General features: G+C 22.9%; 22 protein-coding genes. 18 read left to right on the top strand and 4 right to left on the bottom strand.

Annotation, left to right across the window (positions count from 1 at the left end; genetic code table 4):
* The first annotated feature begins 813 nt into the window (after window positions 1-813).
* The 8 genes from EHU54_RS01550 (at window position 814) to EHU54_RS01515 (ending at window position 5,677) form a co-directional block, all read left to right on the top strand.
* Entirely contained in the window at window positions 814-972 is a 159-nt protein-coding gene (locus EHU54_RS01550) for a hypothetical protein (protein ID WP_400248574.1), read from the top strand.
* Entirely contained in the window at window positions 972-1,202 is a 231-nt protein-coding gene (locus EHU54_RS01545; RefSeq protein ID WP_400248573.1) for a hypothetical protein, read from the top strand. The genes EHU54_RS01550 and EHU54_RS01545 overlap by 1 nt, the downstream gene beginning before the upstream one ends.
* A 223-nt stretch (window positions 1,203-1,425) precedes the next feature.
* On the top strand, window positions 1,426-1,629 hold the full coding sequence (locus tag EHU54_RS01540) for a DUF2649 family protein (RefSeq protein ID WP_400248572.1): 204 nt from the start codon (window positions 1,426-1,428) through the stop codon (window positions 1,627-1,629).
* 538 nt (window positions 1,630-2,167) lie between these two features.
* Window positions 2,168-2,992 carry a hypothetical protein gene (locus tag EHU54_RS01535; RefSeq protein WP_400248570.1) on the top strand — a complete coding sequence of 275 codons (825 nt, stop codon included), beginning with the start codon at window positions 2,168-2,170 and terminating at the stop codon, window positions 2,990-2,992.
* Window positions 2,982-3,317, top strand: a complete 336-nt coding sequence (locus EHU54_RS01530; RefSeq protein WP_400248568.1) for a hypothetical protein — start codon at window positions 2,982-2,984, stop codon at window positions 3,315-3,317. The genes EHU54_RS01535 and EHU54_RS01530 overlap by 11 nt, the downstream gene beginning before the upstream one ends.
* The gene (locus EHU54_RS01525) at window positions 3,317-3,553 is read left to right on the top strand and encodes a hypothetical protein (RefSeq protein WP_400248567.1); all 237 of its coding nucleotides are present in this window, start codon (window positions 3,317-3,319) and stop codon (window positions 3,551-3,553) included. The genes EHU54_RS01530 and EHU54_RS01525 overlap by 1 nt, the downstream gene beginning before the upstream one ends.
* A 14-nt stretch (window positions 3,554-3,567) precedes the next feature.
* A complete protein-coding gene (locus EHU54_RS01520; protein ID WP_400248566.1) occupies window positions 3,568-4,323 on the top strand; it encodes a spiroplasma phage ORF1-like family protein in 756 nt (251 codons plus the stop codon).
* Entirely contained in the window at window positions 4,250-5,677 is a 1,428-nt protein-coding gene (locus tag EHU54_RS01515; RefSeq protein ID WP_400248565.1) for a spiroplasma phage ORF1-like family protein, read from the top strand. The genes EHU54_RS01520 and EHU54_RS01515 overlap by 74 nt, the downstream gene beginning before the upstream one ends.
* A gap of 102 nt (window positions 5,678-5,779) precedes the next feature.
* Here the strand turns inward: EHU54_RS01515 and EHU54_RS01510 are convergent, their stop codons facing one another.
* Complete coding sequence (locus EHU54_RS01510) at window positions 5,780-6,178, bottom strand: lipoprotein (RefSeq protein WP_400248564.1); 399 nt, start codon at window positions 6,176-6,178, stop codon at window positions 5,780-5,782.
* 450 nt (window positions 6,179-6,628) lie between these two features.
* Here EHU54_RS01510 and EHU54_RS01505 point away from each other — a divergent pair, with 450 nt between their 5' ends.
* Window positions 6,629-8,542, top strand: a complete 1,914-nt coding sequence (locus EHU54_RS01505) for a hypothetical protein (RefSeq protein WP_400248563.1) — start codon at window positions 6,629-6,631, stop codon at window positions 8,540-8,542.
* 57 nt (window positions 8,543-8,599) lie between these two features.
* Here EHU54_RS01505 and EHU54_RS01500 read toward each other — a convergent pair whose 3' ends face one another.
* Together EHU54_RS01500 and EHU54_RS01495 are read right to left on the bottom strand one after the other, a co-directional pair.
* Window positions 8,600-8,983, bottom strand: coding sequence for a lipoprotein (locus EHU54_RS01500; protein WP_400248562.1), 384 nt, complete (start codon window positions 8,981-8,983; stop codon window positions 8,600-8,602).
* Between the two features lie 88 nt (window positions 8,984-9,071).
* The gene (locus EHU54_RS01495) at window positions 9,072-10,343 is read right to left on the bottom strand and encodes a coiled-coil domain-containing protein (protein ID WP_400248560.1); all 1,272 of its coding nucleotides are present in this window, start codon (window positions 10,341-10,343) and stop codon (window positions 9,072-9,074) included.
* A gap of 604 nt (window positions 10,344-10,947) precedes the next feature.
* Between EHU54_RS01495 and EHU54_RS01490 the strand changes: the two genes are divergently transcribed.
* Genes EHU54_RS01490 through EHU54_RS01475 form a run of 4 tightly spaced genes read left to right on the top strand, consistent with a single transcriptional unit; the run spans window position 10,948 to window position 12,201 of the window.
* Entirely contained in the window at window positions 10,948-11,265 is a 318-nt protein-coding gene (locus EHU54_RS01490) for a ParA family protein (protein ID WP_400248558.1), read from the top strand.
* On the top strand, window positions 11,253-11,747 hold the full coding sequence (locus EHU54_RS01485) for a ParA family protein (RefSeq protein ID WP_400248557.1): 495 nt from the start codon (window positions 11,253-11,255) through the stop codon (window positions 11,745-11,747). Before EHU54_RS01490 ends, EHU54_RS01485 begins: the two co-directional genes overlap by 13 nt.
* Window positions 11,748-12,059 carry a hypothetical protein gene (locus EHU54_RS01480; protein ID WP_127093432.1) on the top strand — a complete coding sequence of 104 codons (312 nt, stop codon included), beginning with the start codon at window positions 11,748-11,750 and terminating at the stop codon, window positions 12,057-12,059.
* A gap of 19 nt (window positions 12,060-12,078) precedes the next feature.
* Window positions 12,079-12,201, top strand: coding sequence for a hypothetical protein (locus tag EHU54_RS01475; protein ID WP_400248556.1), 123 nt, complete (start codon window positions 12,079-12,081; stop codon window positions 12,199-12,201).
* 38 nt (window positions 12,202-12,239) lie between these two features.
* On the opposite strand, the gene EHU54_RS01470 is transcribed toward EHU54_RS01475, so the two are convergent.
* A complete protein-coding gene (locus tag EHU54_RS01470) occupies window positions 12,240-13,976 on the bottom strand; it encodes a hypothetical protein (RefSeq protein ID WP_400248555.1) in 1,737 nt (578 codons plus the stop codon).
* 1,549 nt (window positions 13,977-15,525) lie between these two features.
* Here EHU54_RS01470 and EHU54_RS01465 point away from each other — a divergent pair.
* The 5 genes from EHU54_RS01465 to EHU54_RS01445 form a co-directional block, all read left to right on the top strand.
* Window positions 15,526-15,975: a hypothetical protein gene (locus tag EHU54_RS01465; protein ID WP_400248554.1), complete on the top strand. Its 450-nt coding sequence runs from the start codon at window positions 15,526-15,528 to the stop codon at window positions 15,973-15,975.
* Window positions 15,956-16,354 (top strand): hypothetical protein, encoded by a 399-nt coding sequence (locus EHU54_RS01460; RefSeq protein ID WP_400248553.1) that lies wholly within the window; start codon window positions 15,956-15,958, stop codon window positions 16,352-16,354. The genes EHU54_RS01465 and EHU54_RS01460 overlap by 20 nt, the downstream gene beginning before the upstream one ends.
* Window positions 16,355-16,365: 11 nt before the next feature.
* Window positions 16,366-16,824: a hypothetical protein gene (locus tag EHU54_RS01455; RefSeq protein ID WP_400248552.1), complete on the top strand. Its 459-nt coding sequence runs from the start codon at window positions 16,366-16,368 to the stop codon at window positions 16,822-16,824.
* A 17-nt stretch (window positions 16,825-16,841) separates the two neighbouring features.
* Complete coding sequence (locus EHU54_RS01450; RefSeq protein ID WP_400248551.1) at window positions 16,842-18,068, top strand: hypothetical protein; 1,227 nt, start codon at window positions 16,842-16,844, stop codon at window positions 18,066-18,068.
* A 36-nt stretch (window positions 18,069-18,104) separates the two neighbouring features.
* The coding region (locus EHU54_RS01445) for a hypothetical protein (RefSeq protein ID WP_400248550.1) at window positions 18,105-18,677 on the top strand (573 nt) is incomplete at its 3' end.

The following is an 18,677-nucleotide window of genomic DNA, read 5'->3' as shown; positions in this document are numbered from 1 at the left end:
CTTTAAAATATCTAACATTTTATTAAAAGTGGCTTGTTTTATTCCTGTTAATCGGAATAATTCTTTATCATTAATAAAATCAAATTTATCAAATTTCATAATTTTAAATTCCTATAATTTCTATTTTAAATATATTTTATAGGAATTTTAAAATAACTAGGTTATGCAAGAAGTCTAATATTGTTTTGCGAAGTAAAAACGAGCGAAGCGAGTTTTTTTGTTATATTGTACAGTTTTGTATTTAATGTTATAATATAAATAGGAGATAAAGACCTCCTTTATTAAAAAATACCAATTTTACTGGAACTTCAATTGGTATTTTTTTATTGTTTTTTTTTAAGGGTTTTGGTATAATAAAATTATCATGATTTCTTGTATTTAATGAAAATTAAATTTATAAGTAATTTTGATATTTAAATTGTTAAATACAATTTGAAGTTCCAGTAAATATTAATATTAGTTATAAGTTTAATTTTTTTATTAGATTTATTTTATAGAAATAATATTAATTAAAATATTATGATTAATTGTTAATAGTTTAAGTTGTATTTATGCAATTTATTTGTATTATTTTTCATTTTTAGTATTAAGTATTAATTATTAAATGTATTAATTATTTTTTTAATTTGATGGAGGTGTGTTATGAATAGTAAAGATTTTTATATTTTAAAAACTTTATATAAAAAATATGGATTTGAAAAAGTATATGGAATTTTAGAACATATTAATAATATTTCTGAAATTAAAAATGAAAAATAATTAATTTAATTTATTGGGGTATTCAATTTAATATCTTAGTTAGGAGAAATATACATGTTAATTTTAGCATGAATAATTTTTGCGGTTATTACAATTGCTAGTTTAGTTTCGATTGGTTTGTCGATATATTGTCGATTAATTGAAATTAAAAAATTAAAAAAAGAAAAGTTGTGATTAGAACAACAAGATAAAGAAAAGGAGAATAATAAATAATGAATTTATTAACTGAAGTAGTTGCTACTAAATCAGTTGGTGATGGTGTTCTTACAATGTTTAAAGGCATTGGAAAAGCAATGGTACAAATTAAAGATGCTTTGTTTTCAATTATGCCGGAGATGATGGCGTTTATGGGTGAAGTGTGAGTAATTTTAATCCCCATTGGATTTGCAATCCTAACATGAGTATTTAGTTTTATTATGCGAATTTTTAGATTCAATCGTTAAAACTTTCGGTAGGGGACTTTTCAGACTCCTCTACCGTTATGTTTAAAAGAGGGGTGATTAATTAAATGAGTTTATATCAATATTGAGTTCAATTTATTACTTATATTGTTGGTAAAAACGTTCCAGAGTTTTTATATACAATCTCTTTTGTGTTGTTTATAATTTTATTCTTTGGTTTGTTTTTAAAAGTTATTTGTTTAATTTTTAAAATGGTAAGTAGTCGATGATAAACCAACATTGAGAACAGTTGCAAAAGTTGTTTGTGAATATTTTCTTATTTATTAATCAAGGACAAATTGAAAAGTTTCTTTCAATTTCTTTAACGCAAACCAATTATTTTATTTTAATGATTGGTGTGTGAATTGTAATAGTGTTTTTAACATGATTTATGTTATGAATGACTTTTAAATTTATTAGATTGTTTTAAAATTTATGTTTTTTTATTCGCATTGAATTAGTGGTAATTGTTATTAAAGTTACTTCAATGCGTTATAAACGATGATTTGATAGTTAAATTAATTACTTCTATAGTCTTTTCTCTTCATAAGTTTAATAAAATAACTTTTTGAAGAATTAAATTAATAGAGTTATTGTTTTTTTCATAATTTATTTTTCCTTTCTATTTTATATTTTTTGTTCAAGTTAATTATAACATTTTAGGAATTAAATTTATGGGGAGACAAAACTATAAAAGGATAATTTAATAATTTATTTTGTAAAGGAATTGTGAATATGAAAAATAAAAAGCAAATTAAAATGTGAAAATTATTATTTATTATAAAAAATTTTTGTTATATTAATTTGTCTTTGTTATTTTGAAATTTAATTTATAGTAGTGTTTTTTTTTATTATCATTAAAGTTTCAACAAGGATTTGCCTTTTATTTTTTATTTGTTTTGCAAGTTGGTTATTTTATTTTTTGATTATACAAACATATTGTTTATCAATGTAACACTTTTAAGTTAGTGCGTCTTGTTTGAGATTGCCCGTTGTCGATTATTGTTGGTAAGTTAGGAACGGGAAAAACATTGTTGTTAACTTATTTATCACGAGTTATGAAATTGTTAACAGAAAATATTTATAGTAATTATCCGACTGAAGATCAAGATGTTAAAGTTTTAACTTTTAATAATCTTGATTTTAAAGATCGGAAAAAATTAGTGCCACCGGATGATAGTTTAATTTTATTTGATGAAAGTTTTTTGTATCTTGATGGCACAAGTTCGGATAAAGAAAAAATAAAACATTCAGGTAAAAATCCGTGAATTGTTTTAGCGAGACAATTTAAAAATAGAGGAATATTTACGGCTCAACGAGAAGGAATGTTATGAAATAATATTCGTAATTTATCAAATTCAATTTTGATTCCGTTGAGTTTAAAAAAACCAAAACGAAATAAAAATAAATTTTTTTCAATTTTTAATCAATCATTTATTTTAAAATTGGCATTTTTTCAAGACATCGCTGATTACCAAGCGTGAAAAGAAAAATCAGTTGAACGATTAGCCGAAGGAAAACGAACTCGTTATAAATCAAATGATAGTTTGGGGGTGCGGTTTTTTAAAATTGTTATTCCGTTAGAATTTGTTAATAAATATGATAGTTATTGATTAAGTTTTGTGCGTGATTTAAAAAATGATGAAATTGAAAATAAAAAAGAACATTTTTGAACTGACATTTTTAAATTAACAAATAGAGAACGGTTAGAATTATTTGACATTGATATTTTGAAAAATAATTTAAAACCAAAAAAAGAAAAAGAAAAGAAAGGAACAAAATATGATGATTAATTTTTTATCTGAACAAGTTAGTAGTGATCCATGAAGTAATGTTTTTTCATTTGTGATTGGTTGTTTTATGGATATTTTTGATTTGATTATGTATATAAAATTACCTTTAACTAATGTTTCGCTTTTTTATATTTTAATTTTTACAATGATTGTTGAATTATCAATTTATGCTATTCATGGAACATCAACTAATTATAATCAACTTGGTTCTTCTGTTAAAAATCAAGTTAGTAATTTATATGGTGGAAATATTAAAGGTTCAATTCGTGGTTCTGATGATAAATATGTTTCTAAAAATAAAAAAGGGAAGTTTGGTGATAAATAATGATTAAATTAATTTTATTTGTTGTTGCTGTGGCTATATTTGGAACTGGATTTATTACTGTACTTATTAATCAGTTATCAGGTGCAACAAATATTATTATGAATTTGTATAGTTCGAATGATTGATTGTTAAAAATAATTGGTAAGTTGGCGGTTTTGTTTTCACACGAAGTTATGCAAACTGTTTCAGGAATTTATATTGCTGGCTTTATTATTTCAAAAACATTATATAGTTAGGAGATAAAAAAATAATGAAAAGATTTTTATTTTGATTTTTAACTTTACCGATTTTATTTGTTTCGTTTTTTTCATTGAGTGCATTTTCTGTTTTAGAAAAAAGTGAAGTTAAAAATGAAATTGTTAGACAAAAGCGTAGTACTAATTTTAAAATTAATGAAGAAGATTTTATTAACACAATGTTTTTACGCAGCAGTTTTTTTGAAAATTGAAGTGATACAAATTATTTTGTTAATCCAACTTTAAAAACTTCAAAGTTATTAACTTACAATGAAAATTGATATATGGATTTTTTAAAAGACAGTTATGCAATTGGGATTGTGTTTGATAAACCAAGTGATAAATTTTTAGAGTTATATAAAAATTGAGATAACTATGTTAAACAATATAAGTTAGATCGATTTTATAGTGTTGATAAAAAATTTTTCTTAAAAGATTTAACAAATTTTATGTATACATATTTTAAGAGATATGATAGTGGTGATCATTGATATCGATTTGAAAAAAGTATTAAAAATTTAGAGAAAATAAAATTTAATCAGGATAATTGAAAATTAGGAGAACGATCTAATAAACCAGATAATAAATGGTATATTGCAATTGTTAAAATAAAAGAAACTAATAATTTTTCTATTATAAAATTTAATTTTTCAAATGAAAATATTTGAAAAGTTGGATCACCTTATAATATTATTAATGAAAAATGATATATTGTTAATTCATTCTATCAATGACAAAAAAAACAATGAACCACAAAAACCATCTATTAACAAAGACACCAGTGAAATTACAGATTGAAAATTTGGTAACGAAAGAAATTTTTTAATTGATGTTATTGATGATGTTGTTAAAGAAAATATTAGATTTGAACAAGGTGGTAGTGCCAATTATGAAAGGTTAGATGTTGATGGAACACAAAAAATAATTTTTGATTTTGAAATTATTGATGAAATTGAAAAAGATAAAAGAAAAAAAGCAGTTTATCGGATGATTTTAGTAATAAATAAGGAACAAATTATTCGTAGAGGTAATATAACATTAGTGCATTATGTAAATAATGAATATGATGGGGAACAATTAAATTTTAGTTTTGAATTTATGCAAAGTGGATTAAATGATAAAAATTTAAAACCGTTATGATATTTTAGAATTGAAAATTATGTTTATCAAAATAAAGATAAACATAATTATGAACACTTAGAAGGTTTAATTTATATTGATGGTTTTTTAAAATATTTTTTTTCAAATATATTGATGCCGATGTTTACTAATCGTGGTGCATTTATGGAAGCAAGTTATTTAGATTTTTTAACTTATGATACAGTAGTGATAAATTTTTTAGGATTAAAACCAGATAATTTTTTATCAGTTGTTAAATTATATAATGTTACTAACAATGAAGTTCAACAAGAACAAAAAGATGAAATTGAATTTAAATTGAAGTGAAAAAATATTTTAAGTAGTAGTTTTAAAATTATGAATAACTTTTATAAAAATTATTTACGAGCAATGTTTGATTTAGAAAATGACACTTACATTCAAGGATACAATAAAAAATTTGGTTTGTTAGTAAGTAACGGTTTTAAGATTTTTCCAAAGTATTTTTATTTTTCAGATAATTATAAAAGTTTAGATGTCAAAATTTATTCATCACACGCCAATAAATTTTATCAAACTAAGTATGGTAAAGTTTTTAATTTTGATTATTCTGTTTGAAATAATTTTAAAGTTAATGATAAAGAAAATTATTTGTTTGATGATAAAAAGAAATATCCATTACGAATTAAAGATTTATCAATTCAAAAAGTAGGTTATGGTGTTTTTGAATTGCAAGCTCAAAAAGAAAATGAGTTTTATCATTATTATGATTTTAATTTTGGAATTTACAACTGAAAAGATTTAATCAGTCTTGTTGACAAACCAACAGGACAATGATGAAGTGAACAAATTGAAAATTGTAAATGATATGATATGGTTTGTCATTTAAAAAATGGTGCAATATGAATTGTAAATAATATACCGGGTGTTAAACAAGCAAACGAGTTGGCAAGTGGCGTTGGTAAATTATTTCAAACGACATATAATTTTTTTCACAAACATTTAAAATTTGAAAATTTAATTTAGATTTTTATATTGTAATTACAAATACATTTTTATTAATTGTGTTTATGAAATTTATCAGAATGTTTTAAAAATAAAAAATAGAATTTATTAATATTCTATTTTTTAATTTCAATTTGTAATTTCACCGGTGTCTTTGTTAATAGATGGTTTTTGTGGTTCACCAAACCCATCACAACGATAAACATTATCATGTTCTGTAAAAAGTTTATTAATAAATTTATTTTTTTCGATATTATTTTTTACTTTATAAATTATATAAATTTTATTATATGGAATAATACCAATATATCATTTATCATTTGGTTTTTTAATTTCATTTATAAAATTACTTCTATCAATTAATTTTCAATTACTATTTTTTGGTGGTTGTTGTGGAATAAATTTTGGTTCAATTGGTTTGTTAGGTTTGTTTTTTTTATTTGGTGTGTTACAAGCAATAATATTAGTTGATATTATAGTAGATAAAGATATTATTCCTAAAATCGATAATATTTTTTTCATTTGTATTTACTCCTTTGGTTATATATATTTTATCTGATTTTTTGCTATAATTTTAGTGTGATACATTAATGTATCTTCCTTTTAATTGTAAAAATATTAATTGTTTTTAAAAGAATGATTAATATTTTTTTATTTGTAAAAAAGAGATAGAAATAAAAAGAAAGTGTTTTTTCTTTCAAATAATTTTATAAAAATAAAATTTAAATATAATAATAAATAATTTTATTCGCCGGCACTCACTTCCAAGTGAAAGTTTCAAAGCGAGAACTAATTAAATAATTCAATATAGTTATTTATTTTATATTTAGACAGAAAACGCCGTATAGCTATCGCAAATTTATTTATAAAGTGATCATCTCAATATTTATTGTGGTTCGATGTTGACTTTGGCTTTTTTATAGTGTTTATTTACTTATATATAAAGTTTTAATTAATAGAAAAAACGGATTATTGTTATTTATACAATCATTAGACTTAAAAATAGTATCTATTAATGAACCGATTAGTGAAGAAAATAAAAATGAGTGTTATATCATCGAAGAATATAAACGCCCTTATTCACCAGATGGTATTGATATTATAAAATCCACTCATTTAGTTAAAATAACTGACTTTAAATGAAAAAACCAAAATAGTATTCACTTAGTTTTACAAAAATCATTACCCGAAGATACTGTTTTTACTGGTATTGAAATTAAATACCCTAAATCAATGTTATTTGGAAATATTAAGTGCTGAGGCAATGTCAATGGTGTTTATTCTTATCCATCATCAAATATTGAAAATGCTAGTTTAGTACCATTATTATCAATGCCTATTGAAACAAATCCTACTTTAAGAGTATTTCAATATTGATTTACTGAAAGTTTTTTACCATGAAGTATTGCAAAAAACTATATTCAAGGTAAAGATATTTTAGGTTTATTAGATGTTAAAGAATTAAATATTGTTTTATTAAATTATCTAACATATCGTTATAACTATGACCGTAAATTTCAAGGGGCAAAATACGATAATAAGGGGAACCCCACTAATAAAGCTGCTGAATTACGCCAAAAATTCGAAGGACAAAAACCAGAAGATGTAATTGATGGTTTATTTGAAAACTGAAAATTAGATAATTATAAATCTTTAAATGATAATGCTGTCAAAAGATTTAAACAAATTATTTATATGTTATCAAACTATACATATAGTAAATACGCAATTAATAAAGGTTATAATGATGATATTAAATTGTTTTCTCCTTATTATTTTGAATTAACTTCAACTCCCAATAAAATAGAAGATGGTTATTGAGAATTTAAAGATTGTCAAGTACTATTAAATTCATCATATTTTGATTTTTATGGTGGACCTACCCCACCTAAAAATTATTGAAAAGAAGTTTATAAAAATCAAAAACCGTTTAATGAGAGAGTTGATGATAAATGATATTTTATAATATATAAAGATAATTCTAATAGTATAAAAATATCAAAAAAAATAAATAATAATCCAAATACCAATGTCGCATTACCATGGTCTCCAAATTGAATAAAAGTTTATCGTTGAGATGGTAATGGTGAACCTAATTTACCTGAAATAGATAAAAATGGTAATATAACTAATTGAAATTTAAAACAACAAAATAATATAAACAATGATGATGAAATTAAAGTAACTATTAAAAACAATGATATTTCAGAAAACCATGTTTATCAATTAGAAACAAATTTTTTTAATTGATTATCAATAACAAATGAACTAGAAACAAATAACATTCCCTCTCTTATTCCTGCCGAAATTAAATTATCTGATGGAGAATATGGCAAATATTTAACTAATTTAATTGTTTCTAATGACAAAATAGAAGAATATTTAAATTATTTTTCGCAATGATATAGATTACTTTATTCTAAAGCAACTTGAATGAATATGACTAAAAATTTAGTTGAAGATAATATTAAAATAACTTTTTATAATCATCAAAAATTATTTATTTTAAATCAAATTGAAATATCGGGAATATGAGGTTATGGAAATTATGGTATAAATATTTTTATTGAAAAACAAAATGAAAAAAATATTGAAGGAAAAGATATAAACTTAGAATTAATTAAAAGCACCTCAATTGGAACTAAAGTCAGCGGAAAAGATAGAAATACATATTTAAAATTAATCGAAGATAATACTTGATATTTATATAAAAATGGTGTTGAAGATGAAAAATATTATTCAAATAAAGCAGTTATTGATTTTTTAAAACAATCAAATAGTATAATATTTTCTTATCCACCCATAAAAGAACAAATTAATATTAATAATTTACAATTATTTAATAAAAACAATGAAAAATTATCATTAATTACATTAGAAATATAAAATAATCATTTATTAAAATGATTATTTTATTGTAAATCGGAATAAAAGAAAAAAATATTATATTTTTATATTACCATTTTTATCTATTTCAGGTAAATTAGGTTCACCATTACCATCTCAACGATAAACTTTTATTCAATTTGGAGACCATGGTAATGCGACATTGGTATTTGGATTATTATTTATTTTTTTTGATATTTTTGTATTATTAGAATTATCTTTATATATTATAAAATATCATTTATTATCAACTCTCTCATTAAACGGTTTTTCTTGTGGTGCTATTCATTCTAAAATACCATCTTTTGTTTTTATATTATTTTTTTCTTTTAAATTTAATAATTCTTTTTGTGTATATTGTGGCGTATTACAAGCAACTAAACTTGTTGCACTTGTTCCAATTAAAGTGATTGTTCCTAAAATACTTAATATTTTTCTCATATTTGTCCTTTCTACTTTTACATAATTTTGCTTGTTAATTTAATTAAAAATGGAAGTAAATTAATATTTACTTCCATTTAATTTTTTATTATGTATTAGCTATATCACAAATTGCTGAAACTGTTCCTGAAATTGTTGAAACTAATGTTCCAAGAACAGGAATTCATCCTGTAGTAGCTGAAATAAAAGCTCCAGCTTTAGTACAAGTTTCTAAATTTTTATTACCTTCTAAATCAGTTTTTATATTATCTATTTTTTGATTTAATTCACTAATTTGTTGTTTTAAGTCATTAATATCTTTTTGCAATCCCTGAACAGTTTTATACAATTCACTTATTTTAAATTTATTATCAATTGTTTCTAAAATATGATTTAAAGATAATAATTTATTTTTAAGTTCACTTAAATGATTTCCTTTTCAAGTTCTTTTTAAAGCTTGACCACGTTCATCATTACCATATTTAGGTAAATCTTGCATTTTTTGACGGTTAATTTCAACTTTTCATTCATTAAAAATTGAAATTCAATTTTTAATTAAATTTTCTTGTCCAAGAATATTTGATAATTCATTTATTAAAAAATCTTTGCTAATAAAACTAAATTTAATATTTTTTGTAGTATGATATTTTTTACTATTTGCTTTTACAGTAATTTCTACAGAAAATTTTTTATTTAAAAAAGAAAAATTAGTTTTATTAACAATATTAAACTGTGAAATATCTAAATTAGGGTTTTGTTTTTTAACGGCATTTCAAATTGTTTCATTTTTATCATTATCAATCATTCCTAAATCAGTTTTGTTATTAAAATCCATGTTTCAATTATTAGTAAGTTCATTATCAAGACGTCAGTTTGGATATAAATCTCTATCATCACGTCTTATATTTACATATCTATAACCAAAAGTACTATTTCATGCACACTTAATTCTTATTCTTTGACGCTTACTACTATTTTCTCAAGTAGAGTTATATGTACTTCAATTATTTCAAATATTTTTTGCAAGTCCTTTAAGAGCATGATTAGAAATTCTATGGTCTTGTCAAACCCCAGCATTCATTCTATTTTTAAATCATTCTTGAAAATCAGATAAATTAGAATAATAATTATAATTTATTTTAATTTCTTCTCACAAATCAGGTTTAAATGAAGCAAAAATATCATCTCTAGAAGATTCAATTTCATCTCCGTGATTAACTCCTCTTTTATTTCTATTCAAAGTTTCTAAATTATTTGTTTCTGAATTAATATCATTATTTTTGATAGTTTTTTCTTTTGGATAAGGGCTAGCGGCAGTTGTTATTGGTAATGATGTTCCACTAATAGTTAATACACTTAATAAACTTAAAATTTTTTTCATTTTGTATAATTTTCTTTCTTATTTTGAAACTTTTTATCAAGATTTATCATCATTATAGCATTGTAAATTTATTTTACAAGTTGATTTATTTGTGTGTACTTGTAAAATAAATTAATTATATTATAAATCTGGGCTCGCGGTGATTTTCATAAGTTTGTGAAAAACGCCTTAAAGTTTAAAAAAACTTTTGCCGCGCTTTTCAAAATACTTGGGAAAAATTCTAAGCGTTAAGCGAAGAATTTTATAAAGGTTCCCAAATTTGTTTGAAAGAACCTCAAAAACTTTTTTAACTTGTAAGTCATTTTATCACAAAATTTCAGAAAATCAATCGCTCGCCCAAAATATAGTTATTTTGATTAAAACCTTTATAAAATAAGAGTTTTTTATTTATTGTTTTTAAATTATCGCCTGTAACGCATCGAGTGTTATTTTTGTAGGGGGTTTTGTAATAAAAATAAATTTAATTTTACTTTAAAAATAAATAAACATACTATATAAAAATATATACCATTTGTATATACAAATGGTATAATAATAGCGAATTAACATTAATTTTATTAAGTTTATATACAAATTGTAAATAAAAAATAAGGGAGATTTTAATATGAAAATGATTACTTTTGCAAATTCAAAAGGCGGAGTTGGGAAAACAACATTAACAGTTGGTGTTGCTCGCACTTTAGCAGAGTTGGGAAAAAAAATATTATTATTTGATATTGATCCGCAAGGAAATTTAACTGGGGTTTTTAGAAATCATATAAATATAGAAAAAGAAAGTTTAATAAAATATTGATTTATACCTGATAATTTACAAAAAAATAAATCAGAAAATTTTAAAAATTCAATTGAAAAATCAAATTACAAAAATATCGATATTATTCCTGCATATAAAAATTTAATTAAAAAACTTTGCAGGTTTTAAATTCAGAAACTGCATCAGACTTTATTTTAAAAAACAATTTGAAAGAAATAAATGATTATTTAAAAGAAAAATATGATTACATTTTTTTTGATATAAATCCTACAAATACTTTGATAACTGAAAATGTTTTTTTAAGTGTGGATGAAATTATAATAACAATAGTCCCACATAAATTTAGTTTTGAGGGTATAGAAACATTTTTAGATGATTATAAAAATTATTTAGAAAAATGAAAAAAAATTGGATTAAACTTAAGTAATAATATGAATTCTATTGTTTTAAATAATTTTAGAAAAAATAAAACTCATGATTTTATTAAAGAACAAATTTTAAATTCAGAATATTCAACTATTATTTTAAATACAATTATTCCTTCTTCAATAAATTTAGAAAAACATACTATGTTATCAAATCCTACATTAACAGATAAAAGCCCCTTCTTTTTGCTTACTAAAGAATTACTACAAAAGGATATACTATAAATGGCGAAAAAATTAAATGAAAAATTAATGAATTCTTTAAACTTAGGATTAAATACTCAAAAAAGCAAAACAACTCAACAAATTTTAAATAAAAATAATGAATTAAAAAAACAAGATAAAGAAATAAATTATTTTTTGAATAAACAATTAATCAAAGAAAAAGCAAAAAGAATAATTATAACAATATCTAGTTATGAAAATATAGAAAATAAATTTAAAGAAATGAAAAAAAGTGGTTTTGATATCGATAAATCAACAATATATCGTAATGCTATAAATACAATTTATGAAAATTGAAAAAATAATAAATAAAAAAGGAGGATAAAATATTATGCATAAATTAATAAGTTTAGATGAAGATTTAAGTAAATGTGAGAATTGTAGTTTTGTTATTCAAAAAATAGATGATAAATGATTTACTATCAATGAAGGCGATATAAAATGTGGAAAATAGTTTAATATTAAAAAATAAAATTGCTGAACAGCAATTTTTTATATTCCCATTTTAAAACGATACGGATAAGAACCATAAAATAAAGCATCATATGGGTCATGGCACATTTTACTATCGGGTGTATTTGTTTTGGTATCACTAAACCTTAATTCACTAATACACTTATCTAAAAATGGAAAATTATCTAAAATACCATATATTTTGCCTTGAACAAACATTTTTCTTATTCAGGTTACGCGATTGATTATACCCGCTTCTTTATTAAACGAAGTTTGATGTTTTTTAGCTTTAAACATTTTAATTTTATAACCTAAATAAGGGTAAATATCTTCTTGTAATTTTTGCATAAAGTCATGAGCATTAATATCATAATGAAATGTTGCATATTCAAAACCATCAAATTTATCAAAAGAATTGATTATTCATTGGCCGTAATGTTCAACTATTTCATTTAAATTCATGGCGTTTTTTGGTGTAATAACATTTTCTTCAATTAAATATTTATCATATTCATTATTTTTATTAATTTTATAACCACTAAATAAAAATACTGTATGGTCTTCACTACCGTTAGAATAATCAACACCAATTGAATAAGTATCAAATTGAAATTGTTTTGTATTGGTATTATAAAAATCTTGTAAATTATATTCTTTAATATATTTACGATAATTTCGTAAAACATAAATACTGGGGTCATTATCGTTATATTCAAAACCGTAGTATTCAAGTTCAAATAAATCAGGTCGCTCTTCTTTATTTGTTAAAACAAGTTTTTTAGTAATATCGGGAATTTTATTTCAAACAGCCCCCATTGTTAATCGTAAATTAAAAACACCTAAGCCATTAAACGCCTGTGTATTTTCTGAATATACTTGGTTTTGTTCTTTTAAAATAGTTTTAATTCTTTCATTTAACGGTAAATATGGGGTTACAAATTTTTCATAAAAGACATGATATTTATCAAAAGGATTAAAAGTAAATTGATTAGAATATGTTTTATGAAAATAAGTTGTTGCTATTGTGTGTTGTTTTGTTATATTATCTCATTCTTGAAATGTCCAAGATAATTCTTTTACTGGAGTAGGATTATCTAAATTATATTGTTCATTATTATTTTCATCAGTATATTTTTCATAAGATACTTTTAAACTTTTAGAACGAAACATTGAAACTCTTAAATTATTATATCTTTTATCTAGTTCTTTATCAGTTAAAATTTCTTTTTCTTCAGCGTGTATCATTTCATCTGTTCATGCCGATATAATACCGCTACCTTTGCCAACTTTCCCCATAATTTTATTACCATTAGCATAACCCGCAAAAGCAATTCTCACACCACTAGGAAAAACAATCTCGCCACCCTCTTTAACATTTTTAGGTCAAACAACACCATTTTCATTGTCAGGTCCTATATCAATTTCATATTTATCATATAGATAATTACAAACATTAATTGTATCGCCAAATGTAGTATCTTCGTGGGTGTTGTTGTATCTTCGTAAAATGACCGACGAAGCATCCGTAAAATTGCAAGCAAAAAATAATTTTTCTGCTAAATGATTTCATGTTTTATTAGTCCCACGTCCCGCTGAAACAAACTTAAAAAAACAATTTGTGGTAAAATATTGGGCATAACTATCGCCAACAAAATCTTTAAATACTTCTCAATCAAAACCAAAATTATAGTCACTAAAATTTAAATCATATTTTTTATTTAAATGTTCATAACTAGTAATTCGTTTTTTGTTATTAATTTTAGTAAATTCTTTCATTTTTAAATACCCCTCTTATTAATGTTTTTATGTTATAATTTAAATGTTAATTATTAGTAAATTAATTTAACTAAAATTATCTAAATAAGATAATTTTTTTATTTTATTAGAAAAAATTAAAAAAGAGTGGGTAATTGATGTTTTCTCTCAAATAATTTTATAAAAACAAGATTGAGATAGAAAAAATCAATTTGATTCGCCTGCACTCACTTCCAAGTGAAAGTGCTGTGGCGATATTTTTTAAATTTATATTGTTTATTTTGTTATTTGACACAAATACCCCCCCGACAAGTCACCCATGTAGTTAATTTAGAAATTCTTATCCAGTTCTAAAACAGTCGGCTACTGCTACGCACACGATTTTATTTTTATTCTTGTTATTAAATGTTATGAATGCACCACTACGCGTCTAACTTAATCAAAATCATTAATTTACAAAATCGCAAAAAACAAGTTTACAGTTGTGTAGCATCTTTTTATCCGAGGTAGCAGCTTACTCCAATATTTTTTTTAAAAGCCATATTTGGTTTTTCGGTATTCCAAATAAGCAAAACATTAAATTTTTATTTTTAATTTATTCACAACAACAAATTAAAATGATTTAAATAAAAATAAAAAAAGTAGTAAATTGTTTTTAAAAACAATTTACTACCAAAAATAAGTTAAATATTATTTTTTTCAATTAATAATTACTAATTAAAAATTTAAATTTATAATAATTAATAATATTTAGTCGGATAAAATTGTATTTATAGCAATTTAAATATTAAGAATTACATAAATTTAATTTTAGTAATCTTAATCATTTTAATTATACTATATTAATAAATATTTTTTTTGAAATTATAGGCTGTATTATGAAGTGCAATTCTTTTATCATTCAGTGTATTTTAATTTAAAAAAATACCAATAGTTATTTTTTTTAAAAAAATGATATAATTCAAATAGAACAAAAAACTATAAATTAATTAGTATTTGGGCTTTAAACATAAAGTAAGTTATAGTTTCTGTTTTTTATCAAAATTAATTATTTTATTTTACAAAATAAGGTAAAAACCCTTGTTTTGTTATTATTGTATTTTTTTTTAGTGTGTTATAATAATATTGAATAAGTCCAAATACAAAAACTTATTCTATTTTATAAATAGCTATTAATTTTAGTCGGATAAAATTAATAGCTATTTTTTATTGTAATTTTTTAAATTTTTTATATAATTAAGTTGTTAGGAATTAAATTTATGTAATTCTTAATATTTAAATTGTTATAAATACAATTTTATCCGACTAAATATTATTAATTATTATAAATTTAATTTTTTATTTTATACATTTACAATTTAAAAAAAGCAAATAAAATAAAAAAGATATTTAATTTATTAATATTTAGATTGTATTTATACAATTTATTTTTATTAATAAATTATTTTTTATTTACAAGATAATTTAGTTGATTACATATATGAAAGTAGGTTTTTTATGTTAAAAATAATCAAACAATTAGAAAATTTATATTTTGTATTTAAATAAAACATTATAAATAATAAAAAATATGAAATATATTATTGCAGTTGACCCTGCTGGAATTGGACAAACTGGTATTATTATTTATAATGTTTTGCAAAAGAAAATAATTAGTAATATTACTTTTAATTCCAAAAATGAAGAAGAAGCAATAAATAATATGTATTTAATATTAAATTATTTTAAAAATAAAATTTGTTTTTATTTAAATAAAGTTATTGTAATAATTGAAGATTATCAACTTCATAAGGGTTTAAAAATAAAAAACCCATTATCTACTCCTAAATTCATTGGTGGTTTAAAAGTTTTATGCAAATATTTATTTAATTTAAATTATGTTTTACAGTCGCCAGTTATTAAGAAAAATTATTTTTATAAAGGAAATATTAAAATGACAGAGCACGAACACGATGCTTGAAAACATTTACAGTATTTTTTAGAAAAAGGAGTTGATAGAAATGGCACAAGCAAAAAGTAATTTACCTAAAAAACCAATAACTAATAAACCTAAAATAAAAAATAAAAGGATTAATAAATTGGAATTAACTGTTAGATTACATGAAAATCCGATCAAAACCAAAATTAAAGCCCTTGTTGCTGGTGGTGTTGAAGTTGATGCTTGTTCGGCTAAGTGTCAATGAGACGGATTAAATTACTCAACATTATCAATATATAGTCCTTTAGTTGTATCTGCGTTTTTGAAATTAAAAAAAGATGATGAGATAAAAATTAAAGGCTCGGTATTTAATCAGTTAAATATAAAAACTAAACGATATTTTTTATCTTTTCGAGTTGATAGTTTTGAAATTATCCAAAAGGCTATTAGAAAAAGAACAAATACAAATATTAAAAAATAGGAGGATAAATAATGGCATTAAAAAATGTAAAATATGTTCTTATAGATGAAAATAATGAACCAATTAAAAATGAAGACGGTAATTTAGATATTAAAACTGCTGAAATTATTTTAGAAAATACTGCTGAAGTTGAAGAATTTAATGCAAGTAATTTAGAAAATAATAATCAGCAAATCAACGAACTACAAACAAAAAATAATGAATTAAGTTCACAAATTGAACAACAAACAATTCAATTAAAACAAATTGAAGTAATTGACTTTATTAATTCTTTAACTGATAATGAAGAATTTAAAAATGTCTTATTAAAATCTTATGATATTAGTGATGATATTGAAATCATTAAAGCACAATTGCAAAGTGTTTATGATGAATTAACTAAGGCACAAACAATTAACACTGGCGGCGTACCAAAAGTAGAAAATAAAGAAAACAATATTTTAGATACAGACAATGTATTTAATAAATAGAAAGAAGGAATTAAATTATGGCACAAAACCCACAAAGAATTTTTGGAGATATTGCTAATCAAGCAACACAACGAGATAGAGAAACATTTGAACAATGATATTTACAAACTTATCAACAAAAATTTAGTTGAGAAGCTTTATTTGCGTGAAAAGAAGCAAATAAATTTGGTTTAACATATAAAAGAAAGAAAAATATTAAATATAATGAAGGTCTAGGAAAAAATGGACAAGTATTTAATACTGATGATAACCTACTAAAATATTCAACAGTGGAATTTGAAGATGGAATTGTTGAATTAGATACAATTTTAACCTTTGCTCGTAAATTAGACCCCGTAGAAAGTGATTTTAATCCTAATCTTTGGGCTGCTGATATTGAACAAGCAATGGATACTGAGGTTTCTTATAAACGCAATAAAATTTTAGAAATTATTAATAAAGAAACAGTTACAACTATTCAAGGTAAAAAAGCAGATGATACAAACGCTTTACAAATCCACGATGAAATTATGGATAAAATATATGAAAATGGCTTTACTCCATCAGAAACAGTTGTATTGGGTTCGGCTGATTTTATTCGTGGAATTCGTAATAAATTACAGTTACAACTTGGAGCAAATGACCAAATAAATAGTGTAATTGCAACAAGTGGAGCAATGAAAACTGTTGAAGAAACAACATACTATACGGTTCCTAAAAAATTACCAATTATTAATAAAGATGGTTCAGAAGGAACAATTGAATTATTACCAGATGGTGTTAATGCAATTGCTTTTAAATTTAGTAAAAAATATGACCCTCTTATTTTACGCAAAAAAGACCATACCCCTTTAAGGGTTGGTGCTGCTGCGTTAGGTACTGGAATGGGTAATACTTTGATTATGGAACGTGTTTTATATTTGGGTGGAGCGGTAGTTGAACCTAAGGGAATTATTAAACATATTGTTACAAAAATTGATATTAGTAAAATTAATAAATTAGATAAACCAACTATTCATGTTACAGACCCAACACAAGCAACAATCGAACAATTAAAACCACAATTTAAAGCTGTTGTTTTAAAAGCGGTAAAAGCAGTAGATAGTTCTTTAACTGAAAGTGATTTCGATTATTTTATTGAAAGTAAGGGTGAAGATTCACCAATTGATATTACAAACGATAAAACTGTTGAATTTCAAATTGAAGGTAAAAACAATGCTGCTGGTCAAACAAATCCGATTGATGTTAAAATTAAAAATTCTTAATAGTACTAAAAAATAGTACTTTTTCGTTTGATAGATATGCCAATTGGAACATCTAAAACAGCCCTTATTTATGCTGTTAAAAAAAATCCAACTAGATTATCAATTCAACAACAAGAAAAAAGTTTTGGTTTACAGTTATTAGAATTTTTAGGAATTCAAGTTTTAGCCCTTGGTTTATCAGTTTTAACTGGTGGTGTAGCATCTGCTATTGGTCTTGGTGCGGGATTATCTAATTTTGCCGCAGCATTTATCTCGTTTGGAGTAGAAACAGCAACCGATTTTGCTGTAAATCAAATATATGATAGTTTAACCTCAGAAGTAACCGCAAAAAGTACTGCCTTAAATTTATTACCAGCAATTGGTGGGATTGGTAAATTAACACGAGCAGCACGAACAACTAGAATTTTAAAATTATCAAAAGAAACTAAATTACTTGAAAAATTAGGTGTAATAACTGCTAATAACTTAGAAGATATTGTAAAACAAGTTACGGGTAAAAAGATTTTATCTGATAAATTAATATTTGATTTTACAAAGCAGGCTAATAATGAAACTTTATTATATACAATTGGAAAATTAGCCCGAAATGATTTTTATAAGGGTTTTAAA

The organism is Spiroplasma sp. ald, assembly GCF_044714355.1.
GTDB classification, from domain to species: domain Bacteria; phylum Bacillota_I; class Bacilli_A; order Mycoplasmatales; family Mycoplasmataceae; genus Spiroplasma; species Spiroplasma phoeniceum.
This window is presented reverse-complemented; position numbering and strand designations above follow the sequence as displayed.